Source organism: Pantoea dispersa (assembly GCF_019890955.1).
GTDB lineage: Bacteria > Pseudomonadota > Gammaproteobacteria > Enterobacterales > Enterobacteriaceae > Pantoea > Pantoea dispersa.
Window position 1 is genome coordinate 3,764,798 of sequence record NZ_CP082346.1, and the last position, 21,543, is coordinate 3,786,340.

The 21,543-nt window shown below is 59.6% G+C and carries 18 protein-coding genes, 4 tRNA genes and 1 other RNA gene; 4 read left to right on the forward strand and 19 right to left on the reverse strand.

From position 1 onward, the window contains the following. Positions 1–273 precede the first annotated feature (273 nt). The 7 genes from uvrD to K7H94_RS17605 all read right to left on the reverse strand — a co-directional run bounded on the left by uvrD (position 274) and on the right by K7H94_RS17605 (position 8,676). The gene (gene uvrD, locus K7H94_RS17575; protein WP_021506969.1) at positions 274–2,436 is read right to left on the reverse strand and encodes a DNA helicase II; all 2,163 of its coding nucleotides are present in this window, start codon (positions 2,434–2,436) and stop codon (positions 274–276) included. 173 nt (positions 2,437–2,609) lie between these two features. Continuing rightward, on the reverse strand, positions 2,610–3,326 hold the full coding sequence (yigB, locus tag K7H94_RS17580) for a 5-amino-6-(5-phospho-D-ribitylamino)uracil phosphatase YigB (protein WP_021506970.1): 717 nt from the start codon (positions 3,324–3,326) through the stop codon (positions 2,610–2,612). Beyond that, a complete protein-coding gene (xerC, locus tag K7H94_RS17585) occupies positions 3,323–4,234 on the reverse strand; it encodes a tyrosine recombinase XerC (RefSeq protein ID WP_021506971.1) in 912 nt (303 codons plus the stop codon). The genes yigB and xerC overlap by 4 nt, the downstream gene beginning before the upstream one ends. After that, complete coding sequence (locus tag K7H94_RS17590; RefSeq protein ID WP_021506972.1) at positions 4,231–4,935, reverse strand: DUF484 domain-containing protein; 705 nt, start codon at positions 4,933–4,935, stop codon at positions 4,231–4,233. Before K7H94_RS17590 ends, xerC begins: the two co-directional genes overlap by 4 nt. Next, the gene (dapF, locus tag K7H94_RS17595; protein ID WP_031279612.1) at positions 4,932–5,756 is read right to left on the reverse strand and encodes a diaminopimelate epimerase; all 825 of its coding nucleotides are present in this window, start codon (positions 5,754–5,756) and stop codon (positions 4,932–4,934) included. The genes K7H94_RS17590 and dapF overlap by 4 nt, the downstream gene beginning before the upstream one ends. A gap of 29 nt (positions 5,757–5,785) precedes the next feature. After that, positions 5,786–5,992, reverse strand: coding sequence for an LPS translocon maturation chaperone LptM (gene lptM, locus K7H94_RS17600; protein ID WP_022548017.1), 207 nt, complete (start codon positions 5,990–5,992; stop codon positions 5,786–5,788). A 125-nt stretch (positions 5,993–6,117) separates the two neighbouring features. Next, complete coding sequence (locus K7H94_RS17605; RefSeq protein WP_021506974.1) at positions 6,118–8,676, reverse strand: class I adenylate cyclase; 2,559 nt, start codon at positions 8,674–8,676, stop codon at positions 6,118–6,120. 317 nt (positions 8,677–8,993) lie between these two features. On the opposite strand from K7H94_RS17605, the gene hemC reads away from it, so the two are divergent. The 4 genes from hemC to hemY are packed head-to-tail and all read left to right on the forward strand — an operon-like array spanning position 8,994 to position 13,025. Further along, a complete protein-coding gene (gene hemC, locus K7H94_RS17610) occupies positions 8,994–9,935 on the forward strand; it encodes a hydroxymethylbilane synthase (RefSeq protein ID WP_222951405.1) in 942 nt (313 codons plus the stop codon). Continuing rightward, complete coding sequence (gene hemD / locus K7H94_RS17615; RefSeq protein ID WP_058758110.1) at positions 9,932–10,672, forward strand: uroporphyrinogen-III synthase; 741 nt, start codon at positions 9,932–9,934, stop codon at positions 10,670–10,672. The genes hemC and hemD overlap by 4 nt, the downstream gene beginning before the upstream one ends. A 23-nt stretch (positions 10,673–10,695) precedes the next feature. After that, positions 10,696–11,826, forward strand: a complete 1,131-nt coding sequence (gene hemX, locus K7H94_RS17620; RefSeq protein ID WP_058758109.1) for a uroporphyrinogen-III C-methyltransferase — start codon at positions 10,696–10,698, stop codon at positions 11,824–11,826. Positions 11,827–11,828: 2 nt separating this feature from the next. Further along, positions 11,829–13,025 (forward strand): protoheme IX biogenesis protein HemY, encoded by a 1,197-nt coding sequence (gene hemY / locus K7H94_RS17625; protein WP_058775512.1) that lies wholly within the window; start codon positions 11,829–11,831, stop codon positions 13,023–13,025. 607 nt (positions 13,026–13,632) lie between these two features. Here the strand turns inward: hemY and K7H94_RS17630 are convergent. From K7H94_RS17630 to rfbA, 12 genes are all read right to left on the reverse strand, one after another. Then, positions 13,633–13,762, reverse strand: a non-coding RNA gene (locus K7H94_RS17630) — RtT sRNA. A 35-nt stretch (positions 13,763–13,797) separates the two neighbouring features. Beyond that, positions 13,798–13,874 (reverse strand) — tRNA-Pro (locus K7H94_RS17635). A 36-nt stretch (positions 13,875–13,910) separates the two neighbouring features. Beyond that, a tRNA-Leu gene (locus K7H94_RS17640) sits at positions 13,911–13,997 on the reverse strand. Positions 13,998–14,013: 16 nt separating this feature from the next. After that, positions 14,014–14,089, reverse strand: a tRNA-His gene (locus tag K7H94_RS17645). Positions 14,090–14,179: 90 nt separating this feature from the next. After that, positions 14,180–14,256 (reverse strand) — tRNA-Arg (locus K7H94_RS17650). A gap of 159 nt (positions 14,257–14,415) precedes the next feature. Further along, complete coding sequence (wecG, locus tag K7H94_RS17655; protein WP_021506979.1) at positions 14,416–15,150, reverse strand: lipopolysaccharide N-acetylmannosaminouronosyltransferase; 735 nt, start codon at positions 15,148–15,150, stop codon at positions 14,416–14,418. A 28-nt stretch (positions 15,151–15,178) separates the two neighbouring features. Next, complete coding sequence (wzyE, locus tag K7H94_RS17660) at positions 15,179–16,522, reverse strand: ECA oligosaccharide polymerase (protein WP_021506980.1); 1,344 nt, start codon at positions 16,520–16,522, stop codon at positions 15,179–15,181. Then, a complete protein-coding gene (gene wecF, locus K7H94_RS17665) occupies positions 16,519–17,589 on the reverse strand; it encodes a TDP-N-acetylfucosamine:lipid II N-acetylfucosaminyltransferase (RefSeq protein WP_222951406.1) in 1,071 nt (356 codons plus the stop codon). Before wecF ends, wzyE begins: the two co-directional genes overlap by 4 nt. Further along, entirely contained in the window at positions 17,586–18,839 is a 1,254-nt protein-coding gene (gene wzxE / locus K7H94_RS17670) for a lipid III flippase WzxE (protein WP_058758104.1), read from the reverse strand. The genes wecF and wzxE overlap by 4 nt, the downstream gene beginning before the upstream one ends. After that, positions 18,839–19,969, reverse strand: coding sequence for a dTDP-4-amino-4,6-dideoxygalactose transaminase (rffA, locus tag K7H94_RS17675; protein WP_021506983.1), 1,131 nt, complete (start codon positions 19,967–19,969; stop codon positions 18,839–18,841). Before rffA ends, wzxE begins: the two co-directional genes overlap by 1 nt. Then, the gene (rffC, locus tag K7H94_RS17680; protein WP_222951407.1) at positions 19,969–20,664 is read right to left on the reverse strand and encodes a dTDP-4-amino-4,6-dideoxy-D-galactose acyltransferase; all 696 of its coding nucleotides are present in this window, start codon (positions 20,662–20,664) and stop codon (positions 19,969–19,971) included. Before rffC ends, rffA begins: the two co-directional genes overlap by 1 nt. Further along, positions 20,642–21,523 (reverse strand): glucose-1-phosphate thymidylyltransferase RfbA, encoded by an 882-nt coding sequence (rfbA, locus tag K7H94_RS17685; RefSeq protein WP_166720212.1) that lies wholly within the window; start codon positions 21,521–21,523, stop codon positions 20,642–20,644. Before rfbA ends, rffC begins: the two co-directional genes overlap by 23 nt. Positions 21,524–21,543 lie beyond the last annotated feature (20 nt).

Below are 21,543 nucleotides of genomic sequence, written 5' to 3' on the forward strand. Positions count from 1 at the left end.
GTGCTGCTGGCACCACGGGCACGGCAAAGCCTGAACGCGGAAACTTTCGCTTCAAGGGTAAATCAGTGCTGACTCGTGCGACGGGATCAAAAAGGGAGGTCGCTGATAACCGCTAAGGCTACCCGCGTTAAAGAGGTAGCCTTAGAAATTGTCCCTGTTAACCAGGGTATAGAGCCAGCATCGACTGGGCGCGTCCAAGGCATTGTCCTCTCATGATAATAGTGCGCGCATGTTACGCTGAGACGAAAAAGTCGTCAAGGTAGCGCAACCGCGCTACACGGTTTCCAGCCGGGCGTAAGCCGCCACCAGCCACTTAATGCCCTGGCCCTGGAAGGCCACCTGCAGACGACTGTGCTCGCCGCTGCCTTCCAGATTGATAATGGTGCCTTCGCCGAACTTAGCGTGGCGCACGCGCTGCCCGAGCGCGAAGCCGCTGTCGCTCTTCGCCACCGGTGTGCCCATGCGCTGATGACTCACCGGCCGGCTCACGCTGGCGCGCAGCCGCACCTCTTCCACGCACTCTTCCGGCAGTTCACCAATGAAACGCGATGGCCGGTGATACACTTCCTTACCATAAAGGCGACGGGTTTCGGCGTAGGTGAGCGTCAGCTTCTCCATCGCGCGCGTCACGCCGACATACGCCAGGCGACGCTCCTCCTCCAGCCGGCCGCCTTCGTCCAGCGACATCTGGCTCGGGAACATGCCCTCTTCCATGCCGACGATAAACACCTGGCTGAACTCCAGCCCTTTCGCCGAGTGCAGCGTCATCAGCTGCACCGCATCCTGCCACTTGTCCGCCTGGCCTTCACCGGCTTCCAGCGCCGCGTGCGACAGAAACGCCTGCAGTGGCATCAGATCTTCGTCTTCGTCCTGATAGCTGAACTGGCGCGTGGCGGTGACCAGTTCCTCTAAGTTTTCGATACGCGCCTGACCTTTTTCGCCCTTTTCCTGCTCGTACATCAGCCACAGGCCGGAGTCTTTAATCACCCGATCGGTCTGTACGTGCAGCGGCAGCTCAGCGGTTTCCGTCGCCAGCGCATCCACCAGTTCGCAGAAGCGCTGCAGCGCCGAGGCGGCACGGCCAGCCAGCGCTTTGGATTGCAGCAGTGCGCGTGTGGCCTGCCACAGCGTCAGCTGCTGCTCACGTGCGGTCTGGCGCACCACGTCGAGCGTGCGATCGCCAACGCCGCGCACCGGCGTGTTGACCACGCGCTCGAATGCCGCATCGTCGTTGCGGTTGGCCAGCAGCCGCAGATAGGCCAGCGCATCTTTGATCTCCTGGCGCTCGAAGAAGCGCATGCCGCCGTAAATGCGGTACGGCATACTGCCCTGCAGCAGCGCCTCTTCCAGCACGCGCGACTGGGCGTTGCTGCGATAGAGAATGGCGCAATCCTGCAGCGCGTTGCCGTTTTCATGCCAGGTTTTGATGCGATTGACGACAAAGCGCGCTTCATCCAGCTCGTTGAACGCGCAATACAGCGAAATCTTTTCGCCGTCGCTGCCGTCGGTCCACAGCTCTTTCCCCAGGCGGCCATTGTTGTTGGCAATCAGGGCGTTGGCTGCTTTCAGAATGTTATTGGTGGAGCGATAGTTCTGCTCAAGACGGATGGTCTCCGCGCCTGGGAAATCCTGCAGGAAACGCTGGATGTTCTCCACCTGCGCGCCGCGCCAGCCGTAAATGGACTGATCGTCATCGCCAACGATGATGACCCGGCCGCTGTCGCCAGCCAGCATGCGAATCCACGCGTACTGAATGTTGTTGGTGTCCTGGAATTCGTCCACCAGAATATTGCTGAAGCGCTCGCGGTAGTGATTGAGAATCTGCGGCTTGTTGAGCCACAGCTCATGCGCCCGCAGCAGCAGTTCGGCGAAGTCGACCAGCCCGGCGCGATCGCAGGCTTCCTGGTACGCCTGATAGATACGCAGCCACGTCTGCTCCACCGGATTGCCGTAGCTTTCGATGTGCTTAGGCCGCAGCCCTTCGTCCTTTTTGCCGTTGATGTACCACATGCCCTGACGCGCCGGCCACTGCTTCTCGTCGAGGTTCATGGCTTTGATCAGGCGCTTGAGCAGACGCAGCTGATCTTCGCTGTCGAGGATCTGGAAATCCTGCGGCAGCCCGGCATCCAGGTGGTGCGCACGCAGTAAACGGTGCGCCAGGCCGTGGAAGGTACCAATCCACATGCCGCCCTGGCTGGTACCGATCAGCTGGTCGATACGGTGGCGCATCTCCGCCGCCGCCTTGTTGGTGAAGGTCACCGCCATGATTGAGTAAGGCGAGCAGTTCTCTACCGACAACAGCCAGGCGATGCGATGCACCAGCACGCGGGTTTTACCGCTGCCTGCTCCGGCCAGCACCAGCAGATTGCTGCGCGGCGCGGCGACCGCTTCGCGCTGTTTGTCATTCAAGCCGTTAAGCAGATCGGAAACGTCCATAAGCACCGTTTTAAGCAAGTAGGATGCGTATCCTGCACCGTTCGCGTTGCCGCCAGACGGCAAGGGCAGACATCTGCGAGGGCGTAATCAGCTATGCGATCAGGCTGGTGACGCACAGCCTGCACGGCCGCGCGTTGCAGAATACAGAATACGACTGGATAAATTTACAGCCATTATAGCAGCGAGGTCAGCGATGCCAACTGATGAATTTCCACGTGTGGCAGCAGGCGCGCGTCGTCAATCTTCATCAGATTGCCGTCACGCAGGTTGATCCAGCACGCCTGCAGACCAGCGCGCAGCGCACCGGCGACGTCGGTGGTCAGGTCATCGCCGACGTGCAGAATATGCTGCGGCGCAATGCCCAACCGTTCGGCGGCCAGATGGTACATATCCTGCCACGGCTTGGCGCGCCCGTGCGGACCGGCGCGCAGCGCGAACTGGAAGTAGTGATCGATGCCGAGCTTTTGCGGGTCGGCGTTGCCATTGGTGATCGCCACCAGCGGCACGCGCTCGCCGAGCCAGGCCAGCGTCTGATGGGTCTCTTCTGGCATCTCCACCGCACTGCGCCACTGATGAAACACGCTCATCACGTCGCGGGCACCTGCGCTGGCTTGCGCGGCCGGCAGTCCGGCGTTGAGCAGCGCCAGCTCTACCGAGCGGCGACGCCACTCAGAGACATCGTGATAAATTTCCGGCTCACGCAGCAGCAGTTCATCGCGCAGCGCCTGATAATCTTCCGGCGTAAACTCGCGCAGCGCCGGGTGATACGCCTGCAGTGCAGCGTGCGATTCCGCCGTGGTTTTGCGGATCACCGGATAGTTGTCATACAGCGTATCGTCAAGATCGAAGGTGATGGCTTTGATCGGGCCCAGCGGGCGATAAAACTTCATTCAGACTTTCCTCGTTTGGCACGCGGGTGTGCCGCATCGTATACCGACGCCAGATGCTGGAAATCCAGGTGGGTATAGATTTGCGTGGTCGAGAGGTTGGCGTGGCCGAGCAGCTCCTGCACCGCGCGCAGATCGCCGCTCGATTCCAGCAGATGGGTAGCAAACGAGTGGCGCAGCTTATGCGGGTGGATATGGCTGGCGACGCCCTGCTTAATGCCCCATTCGGCGAAGCGTTTCTGCACATTGCGCGCCGAAATACGGCTGCCGCGCGTCGACACAAAAACTGCATCATCCTGCGGCGCGAAGCTGTTGCGTAGCGGCAGCCAGTGCTGCAGCCAGGTGACGGCGGTGCCGCCAATCGGCACGCGGCGCTCTTTGCTGCCTTTGCCCCGCACCCAGACTTCACCGCTCTCCAGGTCCAGATGACGACAGTCGATGCCCACCAGCTCAGCGAGACGTAAACCGCCGCCGTACATGGTTTCCAGCATGGCGCGGTCGCGCACCGCCAGCGGATCGTCGAGGTCGATCTCCAGCAGCTGGCTGACTTCGTCGACATCCATATTTTTTGGCAGATGCCGTGCGTTGCGCGGCGTGGCGATGCCTTTCGCCGGATTGGCGCTCAGCATGCCCTGGCTGACCTGCCAGTCGAGAAAGCTGCGCAGCGCCGACATGCGCAGGGCCAGGCTACTGGCACCGAGACCGCCGCGCCGGCTGCGCGCCGCCAGACTGCGCACCTGTGCCGGTTCCAGCTGCGACCAGGCGGTGATGTGCATGTCATCCGCCATGGCGATAAGCGCCTGCAGCTGGCGCTGGTAATTCTTTTGCGTCAGCGGGCTGAGCTGGCGTTCGACTTTCAGATAGCGCAGAAAGCCCTCAACGGCCGGCAACAGCGGGCTGGCGCTGCTCATGCGCGCTCCACCCAGCGAGACAGCAGGTCGGGCAGCATTTGTGCCAGATGCTGCAGCAGCAGCGTGCCCATGCCCGCCTGATAGTGCTGGTTGTCGCGGCTGCTGAAGATCAGTACGCCGAGATCGCCCTGCTCGCCCATCAGCGACATCGCCACCGATCCGACGGCTTTTGCCTGCGGCAGCAGCAGCAGCAGCTCCGGTCCGTTCAGGCTGCCAAGGTAGTGATGCTGCTGACCAAAGCGCTGGATGCGCAGCGGCTCAAACGCCTGGCGTGACAGACCAAGCTGGGTGAAATCGGAGGGTGCGCCGATGCGCCAGCGGTCGCTGAACAGCCGCACATTAGCGCCCGCCAGGCCAAGCTCGCGCGCCCAGCGATGCAGGCGCGTCAGCATCTCCTGCAGGCTATCGGCCGCCGCGAGATGGCTCTGCAACGCCAGCAGGCGATCGAACAGCTGATGATTGGCGGTTGCCTGCTCCATCAGCAGCGTGATCTCCTCTTCCAGCTGCTGGATGTGGTTGCGCTGACGCGCCATATGCCACTCCACCAGCGATACGCTGCCGCGCACCGGATGCGGCACCATCATTTGCTCAACCTGGCGCGCATTGCGAATAAAGAAATCGGGGTTGTGACGCAGCCAGGCGCTCACCGCCTGATCGTCCAGCAAAACCGCGCTGTCGGTCTGCTCTTCGATATTTTTCATAGATGAATAAACCCATCATAGACGTGTGTGGCTGGCCCGGTCATAAACAGCGGCTGACCGGCCCCTTTCCAGGCGATATGCAGCGTGCCGCCGGGCAGATCGACGCGCACTTTCTCCGCCAGAATGCCCTGCTGAATGCCGCAGGCCACTGCGGCGCAGGCGCCGCTGCCGCACGCCTGGGTTTCGCCCGCGCCGCGTTCATACACGCGCAGACGGATGTGTTCCGGATTGACCACTTCCATAAAGCCGACGTTCACGCGCTCGGGAAAGCGCTCATGGCTCTCCAGTGCCGGACCGAGCGTCTCCACCGCGGCGGTTTTCACGCTTTCAACCTGAATCACGCAGTGTGGATTGCCCATTGATACCGCGCCAAACATCACGGTCTGCTCGGCCACGCGCTGCAGATAGAGGTTTTCCGCCTTGTTAGCGCGCAGCGGCACCTGCTGCGGGTCAAAGTTGGGCTCGCCCATGTTAACGCGTACCAGCTCATCGCTGGTGACGCTCAGTACCATGCGGCCGGTCTGGGTGCTGACGCGAATGTCGCTTTTATTGGTCAGCCCTTTGAGGCGAACAAAGCGGGCAAAACAGCGCGCGCCGTTGCCGCACTGCGCCACTTCGCTGCCGTCAGCGTTGAAGATGCGGTAGTGGAAATCGAGATCCGGATCGTAAGGTGGCTCGACGATCAGCAACTGATCGAAGCCGATCCCCAGATGCCGATCCGCCAGGCGGCGAATCAGTTCCGGCGAAAAAAAGACGTTTTGCGTCACGGCATCGACGACCATAAAGTCGTTACCGAGACCGTGCATTTTCGAGAACTGCATTTTCTGCTCCGCCGGATGACTCATCGGGTTTAATTCGCCTGCACGCCAGCCGGTTTGCTGGTGACCAGGCCGCTGGTATCCGCATCCTGTGCCGCTTTCTGCTGCTGCTCAGTCACCGGCTGATTTTTCTGTTGCGGCCGATCGTTGGGCGGGAAATACAGCGGTCCTTTCAGGCCACAGCCTACCAGGCTGACCAGTGCCAGCGCCATACCCAGCTGGCTCATCACTCGTATCATTCTGTCTGCTCTTTTTATCCAAATCCCAGCTGCTTATCATCGCAGTTGACGTTGTAAAAGCAACAGGAAATATCCGGCAGAAGGTTCAGAAACGGGGGCAGGCCACTGCGTACAGCGCAGCGGCTTTAGTGCATCTGGTAGCGCGGCTGGAAGTCGCCGTTGTCGTTGTCCGGCTGGGTGGCGCACAGCTGCGTCAGCGTCTGGCTGCGGAACGGAATCACCTGGAAGCGATCGCCGGCGTGCACAATCTGATAGAACTGCGGCAGGTTGAAATTGATAAAGCTGGAGCCGTAGGTAAAGCGATCGTGCGACGACGAATAGAAGCGGCTGACGTCACGCACCAGCTCCTCTTTGCTGCCTTCGCAATGGTGATACACCTCAACCCGGTTGCTTTCATCGAGAATGTAGATATTGAAGCCGCGATCGTCACTGGTGTCTTCAAAGAAGAACTGAATGATGCCTTCGCTGGCGTAGCCGTTGACCACCGGTGGCAGCGGCGTCTGGTTCGATTCAACTTTGATCGACAAACCGTGCAGCTTGTTGTTGGAAATCGCGCCGTAAAACTCGACCGCGTTTTCCAGCTTCTGCACCGAGACGCTCATGCGTTCGAAAAACAGGCCCCAGGTCTGACCGGCCATGCGCAGCGCTTTAAAGCGGCCCGGCTCCTGACGCGTGCTCGACAGACGCAGCTCAATGCATTCCGACACCAGCTGCTGCACGCGGGTACGAATCAGGCCACGCAGATGCTGGCTGTAGCAGAATACTTCTACCGTGTCCGGCGGTGCGGCGTCCTGATGCATTTTGCCCAGAATGGTTTTCAGCGCTTCAATCATCGCCTGCTCGCCGCTGAAGTGCAGCGTACGCACTTCGTTCCACGAGTTGCGGTACAGCAGATCGATGCTGCCAATCAGGCACTGCTGCTGCTGACCAAAGCTAAACACATCCAGCTTACGGAAGTCGAAGTGCACCACCTGATTGCGGAACGCCGAGGTCGGATCGTGTTCGAGGTTAACGATGATCGCCAGATGCCGGATTTCGCACGGGCTGTAGAGCGCTTTCGGCGTCGGCGCGGGCAGACGCAGCGGGAAGTGGCTGGAGACATCGTTGACCAGCTCCTGCAGGCGCGGCAGATCGCAGAACTCGTTGCCCTTAATGTGCAGACGGGTTTTGCGCGTCAGCAATCCGTTGAACCACGCCCATGCCACTAACTTGTTGAGATAACGGTTATATTCCAGCGGCTGATGGCTGATGATTGAGCTCATGTCCGGCGACTGGTTATACAGATACCAGCCGGCACGGTTGGCGCGCCCGGCCGGCACATGAATAAAGGTCAGGTTCTCTTCCGACAGATCGGGCGAGATTTGCGGGTTCACCAGCGTGACTTTGCCCGGCAGCGCTTCAAACGCGGCGTACAATTTACGCGTCAGCACGCCGATGTCCTGCGGGCTGGCGCTGACGCTTAAATTGTTGCGACGGGCAAAACGGATCAGGTTGCGATAGCTCTGCATCATCGCATCCAGCAGCTCATTGTGCGCCTCGCGCACCCGTTCGATTTTCCACTGCGCGCGATTATCCAGCACCGCCAGCTTCTCATCGTCCCAGCCCCACTCTTTCACCAGCTGCGACAGAATTTCACGCCGCCAGCCCGCGCGCGGATGCTGCTCCTCGCTGGAGAGTTTTTCGCACACTTTGAGGTAAAAACAGCGACGCACCAAATCAAGGCGCGCGGTGTCATCGACGCTGGTCAGATAGCGCGTCACGCGCTCCAGCATCATGCAGTAGGGATCGAGACCGAAGCAGACAATTTCGCCGTCGTGCAGTCGCTGTTTGATATCCATCGCCAGCAGCTGCGTGTTTGGGTATTCCCAGCTGTAAGCTTCCAGCAGCAGGGTTTTCAGCACCGCTTTGTACGGCGAATCGATACTTTTATACAGCTGCCACAGGCTGGCACCAAAATACTCTTCCGCCGACAGCGTGCCGAGACCGCCGAGATCCAGCCACTCATTCGGCGTCAGCACGCCCTGTGAATAGAGCGACATCACGTAATCGTCGTAATGATGTTCTTCTTCGCCAGGCACCATGTTCCACAGAATGCGTTTCCCCGCCATGCGCACGGCGGTACGGTAGAACTCATCCAGCAGTAAAATATGTTGGGTAGAACCGCAGTCCTCACCGCCGAGGCTGCCGCTCTCATTATGGCGGAAGCGGTTTTCGTCGATCAGGAAGAAGCTGACTTCCACACCCAGCGACACACACCATTTTTGCAGGAGCGTACACTTGCGCTGCAGATTGAGACGCTCTTCGTTATCCAGCCATGACTGATGGCATACCCAGATGTCGAGATCGGAGACGCTGTTCTGGCCGACGGACGAGGTGCTGCCCATTGAGTAGATGCCGGTGATAGGCAGTTCGCCCTTCACCGCGCTGCTGAGGTCGAGCGGATGGTCGCCCGCTAACTGTTGCAACAGTTGCTGTTGGTTTTCATCAGGCGCAAAGAAGCTGACGCCATGGGGAACGCTACCTTCAAGGTAACCCGGCATCAGCGGATGATGATAATGCAGTAATGTTGGCAGCAGACTGTAGACGTGCTGGAAAGCAGGTCCCATGGCAGCCAGTGCGCGATCTACACGCAGCTGGTTAATCGCATCCAGTCTCTGTTTCAGTGTCTCAATGTAGAGGTACAAGACGATTCGCCTGATTGTCCCAGTGTTAAGCACCCTGTTTCCAAAATCTGCCGCTTAATAATAAAGATGTCGGGCAAATTATTGCTGGAAACGTGATCAATCTAACACCTGGAAGATTGACCGTAAAGAAAGTTGCGCTACCTGACAGTTTAGCACGTTCCAAACGTAGCCCTGCATTTTCGGACTCCAGCCTCAGAATCTGACGCCGTAAAAAGCGGGCTCCGGTCTGAGATTGCAGCCTGGTCAATCCGTTGAAACTGACAGCATTCCCCTATCAATGATAGGATAATCGATGAACGATCAAAATGGTTAACAGCATGTTAAACAAAATTTTCAGAATTGCTACCAGGCAAAGCCCGCTTGCCTTGTGGCAGGCACAATATGTCCAACAGCGCCTGATGGCTGCGCATCCCGGCTTGCAGGTTGAGCTGGTGCCGATGGTCACCAAAGGTGATGTCATCCTTGATACGCCGCTGGCGAAAGTGGGTGGCAAAGGACTGTTTGTCAAAGAGCTTGAGCTGGCGATGCTGGAAAACCGTGCCGATATGGCGGTGCACTCCATGAAAGATGTGCCGGTCGATTTTCCCGACGGTCTGGGACTGGTGACCATCTGCGAGCGCGAAGATCCGCGCGACGCTTTTGTCTCGAGTCATTATTCCTCGATCGACGCGCTGCCGCAGGGCGCGGTGGTCGGCACGTCCAGCCTGCGTCGCCAGTGCCAGATCAGCGCACGGCGCCCGGATCTGGTGATTCGCTCGCTGCGCGGTAACGTTGGTACGCGTCTCAGCAAACTGGACGCCGGCGAGTATGACGCCATCATTCTTGCTGTCGCCGGACTGAAACGCCTTGGACTGGAAGATCGCATTCGCCAGGCGTTGCCGGCGGAGTTTTCCCTGCCGGCGGTGGGCCAGGGCGCGGTCGGCATTGAGTGCCGCCTTGACGATCAGCCGTTAATTACGCTGCTGCAGGCGCTAAACCACAGCGACACAGCCGTCTGCGTGCGCGCCGAGCGCGCCATGAATACCCGTCTCGAAGGCGGCTGTCAGGTGCCGATCGGCAGTTTTGCCGTGCTGGAAGATGATCAGCTGTGGCTGCGCGGCCTGGTCGGTGCGCCGGATGGCAGCCAGATGGTGGTGGGCGAACGCCGCGGCCCGCGTGAACAGGCCGAACAGATGGGGATTTCACTGGCCGAAGAGCTGCTGGACGGCGGTGCGCGTGACATTCTGCGTGAAGTTTATCAGGGACAGCCGCCCGCATGACTATCCTCGTGACCCGTCCGGAACCCGCCGCCAGCGAACTGGTCGCGCGCCTGCGCAGCCAGGGCAAACTGGCGTGGTCGTTTCCGTTGATTGAATTCACGCCGGGTCGCGATCTCCCCCAACTGCCGCTGAAGCTGGCCGCCCTGCAGCCCGGTGACCTGGTATTTCTGCTGTCGCAGCAGGTGGTGCACTTTGCCCAGCCCGCTTTACAGCAGCAGCGCAGCGCGTGGCCGGCATTTCTCGACTATTATGCCATTGGTCGCAGCACCGCGCTGGCGCTGCACACCGTCAGTAATCTGAAAGTTGACTATCCGCATGCGCGGGAAACCAGCGAAGAGCTGGTGCGGCTGAATCGCCTGCAGCAGGTCAGCGGCAAGCGTGCGCTGATTCTGCGCGGCAGTCCGGGCCGTGAACTGCTGGCGGAGACGCTGATCGCCCGCGGCGCGGACGTGCAATACTGTGAGTGCTATCAGCGCTGTGAAAAGCAGTACGACGGCGCGATTGAAGGCCGTCGCTGGCGCGATCGCGGTATTACCACGCTGGTGGTGACCAGCGGTGAAATGTTACAACAACTGTTTGCGCTGTTTCCGCCAATCGATAGGCGGGAATGGCTGCTGCACTGTCGACTGCTGGTCGTCAGTGAACGTTTGGCTACCCAGGCCGCCGAATTAGGCTGGCAGGAGATTGAGGTAGCCGATGGTGCGGATAACGACGCGCTGCTGCGTGCGTTACGCTGAACTTAACATTGGGATGAGCCACAATGACGGAACAAAAAGACTCCTCCGCCATGGTTGAAGAAACCACCCCTGCGGACACTTCCCCGACGCCAGCCAGCCAGCCGCCTCGTGCGAAAAAGAGCGACGGCAAGGTGCTGAGCGCGGTGGCAATTGTCATTGCACTGGCGATTGGCGCGGGACTTTACCTGAATGGGAAACACCAGGCCGACTTACAGGCTCAGACTAACCAGAACCTGAGCGAGCAGCTGAGCGCCCTGCAGCAGCAACTGGGCAGCGATAAACAACAGCTCTCGCAGCAGCTGGCGGACGCCAACACCGCGCTGCAGGAAGCGCGCAGCCAGCAGGATAACAGCGCCAAAGAGCTGGAGACGCTGCGTGAAAAAGTGGCCACTATTTCCGGCAACGATACCCGCACCTGGCTGCTGGCGCAGGCCGACTACCTCGTCAAACTGGCGGGTCGCAAACTGTGGAGCGATCAGGACGTCACCACCGCGGCAGCGCTGCTTAAAAGCGCGGACACCAGCCTGGCGGAGATGAACGATCCCAGCATCATGAACGTGCGCCGTGCGCTGACTCAGGACATCAGTTCACTGGCGGCGGTCAGCCAGGTAGACTACGACGGCATCATCCTCAAGCTGAACCAGTTGTCGAACGGCGTGGATAATCTGCGTCTGGCCGATAACGACAGCGATGAGTCGCCGATGGATGCCGACAGCGGTGAGCTCTCCAGCTCGCTGCACGAATGGCGTCAGAATCTGGTGAAGAGCTGGCACAACTTCATGGATGATTTCATCACCATCCGCCGCCGCGATAATACCGCGCAGCCGCTGCTGGCACCGAATCAGGATGTTTATCTGCGCGAAAACATCCGTTCACGTCTGCTGATTGCCGCGCAGGCGGTGCCGCGCCATCAGGATGAGATCTACAAACAGTCCATCGATGCGGTATCCACCTGGGTGCGTGCCTGGTACGACACTAACGATGCGGCAACCAAAGCCTTCCTCGCCCAGCTCGACGAGCTGAGTCAGCAAAGTATTTCGATGGACGTGCCGGACACGCTGGAGAGCCAGGCGCTGCTGGAAAAACTGATGCAAACGCGCGTGCGCAATCTGCTGGCGCAGCCATCGGCTGCGGCTGATCAACAGGGAGGCTAACCATGCTGAAAGTATTGGTGCTTTTCCTGCTGCTGATTGCCGGCATTGTGCTGGGACCGATGGTTGCCGGCCATCAGGGCTACGTGCTGATCCAGACCGATAACTGGAACATTGAGACCAGCGTCACCGGTCTGGCCATCATCCTGATTCTCAGCCTGCTGGTAATTTTGCTGGTTGAATGGATTCTGCGTCGCCTGTTCCGCACCGGCGCCCGCACCCGCGGCTGGTTCACCGGGCGGAAACGTCGTAGCGCCCAGCGTCACACGCAAAGCGCGCTGATGAAGCTGGCGGAAGGCGATTATCGTCAGGTAGAAAAGCTGCTGTCAAAGAATGCCGATCACGCCGATCAGCCGGTGGCGAACTATCTGCTGGCGGCGGAAGCAGCGCAGCAGCGCGGCGATGAAATCCGTGCTAACCAGCACCTGGAGCGCGCCTCTGAGCTCTCCGAGAACGATACCATTCCGGTTGAGATCACCCGCGTGCGACTGCAGCTGGCGCGTAACGAAGATCACGCCGCACGTCACGGTATTGATCGCCTGCTGGAAGTGGCGCCGCGCCATCCGGAAGTGCTGCGTCTGGCCGAGCAGGCTTATATCCGCACCGGCGCCTGGGGCGCACTGCTGGATATCCTGCCCTCTATGCAGAAGGCGCAGATTAACGATGAGAACCAGCGTAACGCGCTGCAGCAGCAGGCGTGGCTGGGTCTGATGAATCAGGCTATGGCCGATCAGGGCAGCGAAGGCCTGAAAAAATGGTGGCAGAACCAGAGTCGTAAAACCCGCCAGGAGACTGCCCTGCAGGTGGCGATGGCTGAGCATTTGATCGAGTGCGACGATCCGGACACAGCGCAAAGCATCGTGCTGGAAGGGCTGAAGCGTCAGTATGACGATCGGCTGGTGCTGCTGATGCCGCGTATCAAAAGCGGTGACCCGCAGGCGCTGGAAAAAGCGCTGCGTCAGCAGATCAAGCAGCACGGCGCCACGCCGCTGTTGCACAGCACGCTCGGCCAGCTGCTGATGCGCCATGGTGAATGGCAGCAGGCCGCAGAAGCCTTCCAGCAGGCGCTGGCACAGCGTCCCGATGGCTTTGACTACGCCTGGCTGGCGGACGTTTACGATCGCCTGCATCGCCCGGAAGACGCGGCTAAAATGCGTCGCGAAGGTCTGTTACTGACGCTGAAGAACAATCCTGGCGCCTGATTTTACTGTTGTTATTTTTGTGCACGCCGGGCCAGTCCCGGCTTTTTTTTGCCTCAAAGAGCGTGCAGGGAATACGGCATCAATCCGTGAACGGCAGATAAAAAAACACCTGCCAGAAGCAGGTGTAAGATCAGGTCGGTAAGACAACTGATGGTATCCGACTCAACGTAATGTCCTTCTTACTGCAGTAGCGCGTACACGTTACTGCCAGCTGGACAACGGATACCGTAAGGGGCTCTGCATCATTCCCAGGTTTATGTAGCATTAGCAAACATAAGAGGTGGAATGAGCATCTACGCTGAGATTATTGCACAAAGCGTGCCAGAATGGCATGAATCACGGGAAGTTATTTTATATCAGTCAGTTAGATGACCCCTGCCTGCTAACAGCGGTTACGATGTCGCGAAAACGCGACAGACCGGTTTAAAGCTGTCTCCGCTGAGCGACAGGCTGTGCAATGAAAGGTAAGACTATTAAAAATCAGCAGGTTATATGTCGCGTAATAGCGACAATCGCTGCGCCCGGCGCAAACCTCCTTCGGAGGTTCTCATCCTCTTTTGCTGCGAACGAAAAAAGCCCGCTTTTTGCAAAGCGGGCTTTTCGAATATGGTCGGCGAGAGAGGATTACGCTTCTCTGCGAGAAGCGCCCTGCGGGCCGTTGCTGACGCAACGTTGTCTCGCTGCGCTCGGCTCAAACCTCCTTCGGAGGTTCTCATCCTCTTTTGCTACGAACGAAAAAAGCCCGCTTTTTGCAAAGCGGGCTTTTCGAATATGGTCGGCGAGAGAGGATTCGAACCTCCGACCCACTGGTCCCAAACCAGTTGCGCTACCAAGCTGCGCTACTCGCCGATTTTGTACTGCCTGTTACTGCTTACTTGTTTTGCCTGGTGCGAAGAGAGGGACTTGAACCCTCACGTCCGTAAGAACACTAACACCTGAAGCTAGCGCGTCTACCAATTCCGCCACCTTCGCATGTCCCAGCAAAATCTGGGGTGGCTAATGGGACTCGAACCCACGACAACTGGAATCACAATCCAGGGCTCTACCAACTGAGCTATAGCCACCATAATTCTGGTGCGTAAGCGTAACCGCTTACTTAATGCACTGCATAACGCGGTTAAACCAACCACCGAAGCTCTTGCGCACAAACTAAATGGCGCGCCCGACAGGATTCGAACCTGAGACCTCTGCCTCCGGAGGGCAGCGCTCTATCCAGCTGAGCTACGGGCGCGTAGCGCCGTTGCGGATGGGCATACTACGTATTTGACTCCAGGCTGTCCAGTGCTTTTTCATAAAAAAATCGCGTTTGCTTACGCTTTGTGCATTCCGTCGATAAATAACGCAATTTGCCTGCTTAACCTGCCGGAATTACAGCACTATTCCTGCCGCGTTACAGATCGCCGCGCCAGTGATAGCGTAAATATTTCAGCAGTTTTAACTGACGGCGCCAGCGTGATGGCTGGCGTATCAGGCGATAAAGCCACTCCAGCCCTAATTGCTGCCAGATGCGTGGCGCACGCGTGACGTGGCCGGTAAAGACATCATAGGTGCCGCCGACCCCCATATATAGCGCGTGCGGCCAGTGTTCGCGGCAGTCGCGCATCAGCAGCTCCTGGCGCGGCGATCCCTGCGCCACGGTCACAATCTGCGCCCCGCTGGCGGCAATGCGCGCAAATAGCGCCTCGCGTTCGGCTGGAGCGAAGTAGCCGTTCTGGCTGCCCACGATGTTGACATTCCACTGACGGCGTAATTTATCGCAGGTTTCCTGCAGCACCTGCTCACGCCCGCCGATTAAAAACACCGGAATACCGCTGCGGCCCGCCTGTTCCATCAGCGCTTCCCACAGATCGGCGCCGGCGATGCGGTTCACCGTTAGCTGCGGGTATTTCTTTCGCAGCGAACGCACAATGCTGATGCCGTCCGGGTACTTGATCTCCGCGGCGGCGATCAGCGCGCGCAGCTGGGCATCCTCTTCCAGCGTCAGCATCTTTTCAGCGTTGATTGCCACTAGCGTGCCGCTGCGCGGCTTGCCGTCCGGCAGCAGAAAGTGAAGAAAGCTCGCCATATCAGCGAAAGCGTGTAAATCGATGCCGCGCAGGGTATAACGCGGATGATCGGTTTCCATGGTCGGTATTTCCCGTCAGGCCCGGAGGTTAAGCAGAGCGCGATAATACTGGCTCCGCGCGCGGGCGAATCAGCCCGGCACGCGCTAACAGCCAGAAAAGTAACTTCGCCAGCCCAACGCAGGCGGCGAAAATCAGGCAAAAGAACACCACGCGCGAGCCGAATGCATCCAGCCCTTCGCGCGCCAGCACGATCATATTGAACACCGCGCCAAAGCAGAAGCTTTGCAAAATGGCACCGCTGTAGCGGTTGCCGGCTTCGCGCCCCTGCTGGTAGAGAGAATCAAACCCTTTCATCAACAGCCCGACCGCTATCGCCCCAAGGGGAATAAAGCCTGCGCCGCCCATGATCAGCAGCGAACCGAGTAACGTGGGCGAAATCGCCAGCCCGGAGTGGTTATTCAGCACTTCCCAGGTGAAATAGTTGGCGCTGTTGAGCACCATCGATGGCCGATCCGGCCACAGCCAGCCCGGGATAAACACGTAGAAATCACGCCAGATCGGTGCCAGCCCCTGAAAATCGATTTTGTCGTAATTCTGCAGCAGCAGCGCAAGGTTTTCCCACGGCGAAAAGGTGTCGCGCGTCAGATAGAGAAACGTGTAAAACGCTTCATCGCCCACCACGTCGAGATTGTAACGACGCAGCGCCAGCCAGAACATGCCGCCAATCGCCATCACGCCGGCCCCCACCAGCATCCACAGCGTAATCCAGCCGCGCGTAATGCCGATGAACAGGAACAGCGCAAAGGCGATGATGATATTGGCGCGCGTCCCGCCCACCAGCGCATAGGTCAGCAGACCAAACGCCACCGTGATCAGCAAAAACAGCAGCCACTGGCGCTGGGTAGGATTAAGGAAATAGCGGATCAGCATCGCCGGAATGAAGAAGTAGAAGAAACGCTTGAGCGCCACGCCGGACACTTCGCTGGAGAAGATCTGGTTATAGGCCGACAGCCGGAACAGCAGCAGGCCGTTATGCATAAAGAACACCGTGACGGTTCCCACCGCCACCAGCGCCAGCAGCAGGCAGGTCAGATGGGTTTCCACCCGGTTCATCGTCAGCCAGGGTTTGCGCGGCGCCGCCTGCGCAGGCCGCAGCCGCACTTTGTAGCTGACGTAATAGATGGCGTAGAAACTGGTGGCGGCCAGCAGCGCCTGCAGCAGATAGTCTGCCGGCACCACGCTGACGTTAAAGCGGAATACCAGCACGCTGGTCAGTGGGAAGCCAAAGTAAAAGGTCAGTAAAAACAGCAGAGTAAAGAACAGGTGGAAATTAAAACGCACCCGTTTAAATTCGCGCCAGGTCAGCGTCAGAATGAAGCCCAGCGAAAACAGATACACCACCAGCAGACCACTAAACTGCAGCAGGCTCATGTTGACTCCCTTTCACTCTCCGCCAGCGCGTGGCGCCATCCCGCCAGATAGCCCGGGGCAAAAAAGGCGATAGCAGAACAATCGCACTGCGCCAGCTGACGCTGCGCCTCCGCCACGCGCGTGCGATCCAGCGCGTCAGCGCTAAATAACACCGGCAGCCCCTGCTCGCTCAGGTCACGCCAGAACGGATTCTTACGGTTAACCACAAACGGAATGCCGGCCTGAATCAGCAGGCACAGCGTACCGATGCCCTGCTGACGTTCGAACATAAAATAACCGAGCTGACAGCGACTCAGCAATTGCAGATAGGCAGTGAAGTCGATTTTGTCGCGCAGCAGCGTCACCTGGCCGCGCGGAAACAGGCGCTGCGCGGCAGCATCAATCTCATCGATGTACTCATAGTTGCTGGCCGGATAACCGAGCGGGATCACCACGTTAACCTGCTCACCAAACTGGCGGCGAATCGCCTGCAATCCTTCAATGTGCCGGTTGCTGCGATCGCCCGAGTTGCCGAGCAGAATGGTAAAGCTATCACTGGCGGCAGGGGCGGGTATCGCGGTCTCCGGCATACGCGTTGGAAAATAGAGCAGCGAAGTGGGTACGCGCGGATGGCGCTGCTGGAAAAAGTGCAGATCGCCGCGCGTGGCAAACACCTGCGCCATGCGCCCCTGGGCGATACGCCGCAGCAGATAAAACAGGCGGTACTTCAGCCCGGCGCCCTCTTCGTAGAGATCGGCGCCCCAGACGTGCCAGAACGCCTGCTGTCGCCGCAGTTTGCCGCTGAGCAGCGCCAGCCACAGGCGCGGATTGAACTGGCCGTGAAAGAAGAAGCGCTGACGGCGATCGGCGGCGCGTGCGATCACCGCCTGCGCCAGCGCGCGCTTGCTGGGATACACGTCGATCTGCAACTGAGGATAGGCCAGCAGGGTATCCGGCGCGGCCGATACCACCATAAACTGACGCGGCGCGTCGGCTGGCGCTTCGACGCTCATGACGTCGTTAAAAAAGCGCAGCAGCGTGTGATTGTGATGCGGGATATCGGAGCCCAGCACGTGAAATAGCGTCATTTTTTCCGGCAATAAATCAAGAAAGCGCCACAGCAAAGGGCAAAGTAGAGCACGTAGGTCGCCATGTAAGCCTGCGCCGCGCCCGCCGTTCCGTGCAGTGGGATCAGCCAGTGCGCAAAGGCGGTCAGCAGCACAAACTGGCTGATTTCCGTGAGAATATAAAAGCGCAGTGAGGCTTTGGCGATCACCAGGTATCCGAAAACATAGGCGCCTACTTTAAAGACGTCACCGCACAACTGCCAGACAAAAAGATCGCGCATGGCGCTGAACTGCGGGGAAAACAGCAGCCAGATGGCGACATCGCGCAGCAGCCAGACACAAAAGCTGGCCGCCGCCACCGCCGGCAGCACAAAGCGCAGCGCACGGCCAATTTCGCGCGCGATGTCGGCTTTATGCTCCAGCCGCGCCAGCGTTGGCAGCAGCCAGACGCTGAACGTGGCGGTGATAAATTGCAGATACGCATCGGAGATGCTGGTGACGCCCTGCCACAGACCGACCTGCGCCCAGCCCTGCTGCTGCGCCAGCAGATTACGCATCATCACCCAGGCTACCGGCAGGGTCACGGCCGTCATCAACGCCATCAGGGTAAATTTGGCCAGATTACGCGCCAGCGCCGGCTGCCACTGCGGCATCAGCCAGCGCAGCGGCAGTTCCTCGCGGTGGCGTCGCAGCATCCACAGCGCCGGCCCGACCAGCAGCGCCGGCACCAGCGCCAGCCCGACCAGCGCACCGGCATAGCCACCCAGCCACCAGCACAGCACATAACCCACCACGCCGATCAGGCTGCCGGCGATCAGCGCCAGCGCGTTACCGCGCGCATCGCGAAAACCTTTCAGCAGCGCCAGTGTCAGGTTGGCCCAGGCAATGCCCAGCTGCAAAAAGGCGACGATACGCACCACGTTTTGCCAGGCGGCGTGGCCAAACAGCGCCCGGCTGATGGGCTCCGCCGCCAGCAGGAACAGCAGCGCCAGCAGCGTGGAAAACCCCAGCACCATTGCCGACGCGGTGCCGGTCACGGCGCGCAGCTGCGCCGGCTGCTGGCGGAACTGCGCGACATAGGTGGTTACGCCGTTGAAGATACCCGCGCCGGCCAGCACGCCGAGCACGGTAATCAGCTGGCGAAAGTTACCCGCCTGGCCGACGCCCTCGGGGCCGAAGCTCACCGCCAGCAGTTTCACCACCAGCAGGCCAGCGACAATTTTTACCAGCGTGGACGAGGCGGTCCACACTGAGGCTCTGGCTAACGACATCAGGCAAAGAAGCTCAGCAGCGAACTGATTACCGTACGCTGGTTGTTGTCCGACAGGTTGTAGAACAGCGGCAGCCGCAGCAGGCGCTCGCTCTCGCGCGTAGTGAACGCATCCGTGCCGTGGAAGCGGCCAAAACGCGTGCCGGCCGGTGAGGAGTGCAGCGGGATATAGTGGAACACGGTGAGGATCTCCGCTTCCTTCATCCAGTTAATCAGTGCCTGGCGATCCTCACTGTCGCGCAATTTGAGATAGAACATGTGGGCGTTGTGACGGCAACTGGCCGGCACCGCCGGTAACGCAATGCGCCCGCTGGCCGCCAGCGGCTGCAGCGCGTCGTAATAGTTCTGCCACAGGCGCAGACGCTGCTGATTGATGCGTTCCGCCGCTTCCAGCTGTGCCCACAGATAAGCCGCCTGCAAATCCGCCATCAGGTAGCTGGAACCAATATCGCGCCAGGTATATTTATCCACCTGTCCACGGAAGAACTGGCTGCGGTTGGTGCCTTTTTCGCGGATGATCTCCGCACGCTCGATCAGTTTCGCCTCGTTGATCAGCGTGGCGCCGCCTTCACCGCCAGCGGTGTAGTTTTTCGTCTCATGGAAGCTAAAGCAGCCAATATGGCCGATGGTGCCCAGCGCGCGCCCTTTATACTGCGACATCACGCCCTGCGCCGCATCTTCAATCACATACAGCTGGTGCTTCGCCGCCAGCGCCATGATGGTATCCATCTCGCACGCCACGCCCGCATAATGCACCGGCACGATGGCGCGCGTTTTCGGCGTGATTGCTGCTTCAATCTGCGTTTCGTCGATATTCAGCGTATCCGGGCGTACATCGACAAACACAATGGTGGCGCCGCGCAGCACGAAGGCGTTGGCGGTGGAGACAAAGGTGTAGCTCGGCATGATCACTTCATCGCCGGGCTGGATATCGATCAGCAGCGCTGCCATCTCCAGCGAAGCGGTGCACGAGGGCGTCAGCAGCACTTTTTTGCTGCCAAAATGCTGCTCCATCCACTGCTGACAGCGCCGGGTAAAGCCGCCGTCGCCGCACAGCTTGCCGCTGGCCATCGCCGACTGCATATAGTCAACTTCGGTGCCCACAACCGGGGGCGCATTAAATGGGATCATCAGGCTTTCCTGTAAAACCAGTAGGCGGTGCTTTCCAGCCGGGCACCGCTGCGTAAATAGAGGCGCATCGCCGTAAGATTGCTGAGCTGGGTTGCGACCCGCAGACGTTCGAGCTGGCGCACCCGGCCCCAGTCGGCTGCCGCCAGCAGCAAACGCTGCCCGACGCCATTGCCCTGCGCCGCCGGCAGCACCGCCAGCAGACCGATACGCGCGTCACCAGCGACTTCGCGCATGGAGACGAACCCCTGCAGCGCGCCCTGCTCGTCGCAGGCGATCAGACACTGGTGATCAAATGTGCCGCGCACCGCGTTCTCAATCCACTGTGCGTAGAAGCGGCCGCTGTCTTCAGCGTCAAACCAGGGAGCACGAAAACGGCTCTGGCTAAACGCCTGGGCCGCTGCCGCGCGCAGCTGCGTGATCTGCGCTTCGCGCGCGATGCGCACGCCGGTCTGCCGTTCGGTGCGTTTGATATTGATCGCCAGATCCGCTTCGCCTTCCACCAGCTGAAAACCGTGCTGGCTCAGCGCATCTATCGCCGCGCTGTCCTGCGCTGGCACCTTAACCTGCCACAGCGTGTAAGGCTGCTGCAGCGCCTCGGCCAGCGGCACATCGCCGTCCAGCGTCAGCCGCGCCGTGGCGCAGCGGAAGAAGTCGCTCTCCCACGCAAGGGGATCAATACTGACGCGGACGGGCATGAAGAATATCCAGCAGATACTGGCCGTAGCCGGTTTTGGTCAACGCCTGTGCCGCTGCCAGCAGCTGCTCATCGCTCAGCCAGCCGTTGCGCCAGGCAATCTCTTCGAGGCAGGCAATTTTAAAGCCCTGGCGTTTCTCAACCGTTTGCACGAACACGCTAGCCTCAATCAGGCTGTCGTGGGTGCCGGTGTCCAGCCAGGCAAAGCCGCGCCCCAGCAGCTCCACCGCCAGTTCGCCCTGCTCCAGATACATCTGGTTGATGGCGGTAATTTCCAGCTCGCCGCGTGCCGAAGGCTGCACCTGCTTCGCAAAATCCACCACGCGGTTGTCGTAAAAGTAGAGGCCGGTGACTGCCCAGCGCGATTTCGGCTGCTGCGGCTTCTCTTCAATCGACAGCGCGTTGAAGTCGTCATCAAACTCCACCACGCCAAAACGTTCCGGATCCATGACCTGATAGGCAAAGACCGTGGCACCGTGGCTGCGCGCGGCCACCTTTTTCAGTTTCGGACTGAAGCCCTGGCCGAAGTAGAGATTGTCGCCCAGCACCAGACAACAGCTGTCGTCGCCAATGAAGGATTCACCGATGATAAAGGCCTGCGCCAGGCCATCCGGGCTCGGCTGCTCGGCATACTGCAGCTGCAGGCCAAATTCACTGCCATCCCCCAGCAGCCGCTCAAAATGGGCGCGATCGTCCGGCGTGGTAATAATAAGAATGTCGCGAATCCCCGCCAGCATCAGCACCGACAGCGGATAGTAGATCATCGGTTTGTCGTACACCGGCAGCAGCTGCTTGGATATCGCCCGGGTTATCGGGTGCAGGCGCGTGCCCGAGCCACCGGCTAAGATGATACCTTTCATCGTTGCTCCTCCTGCATGCG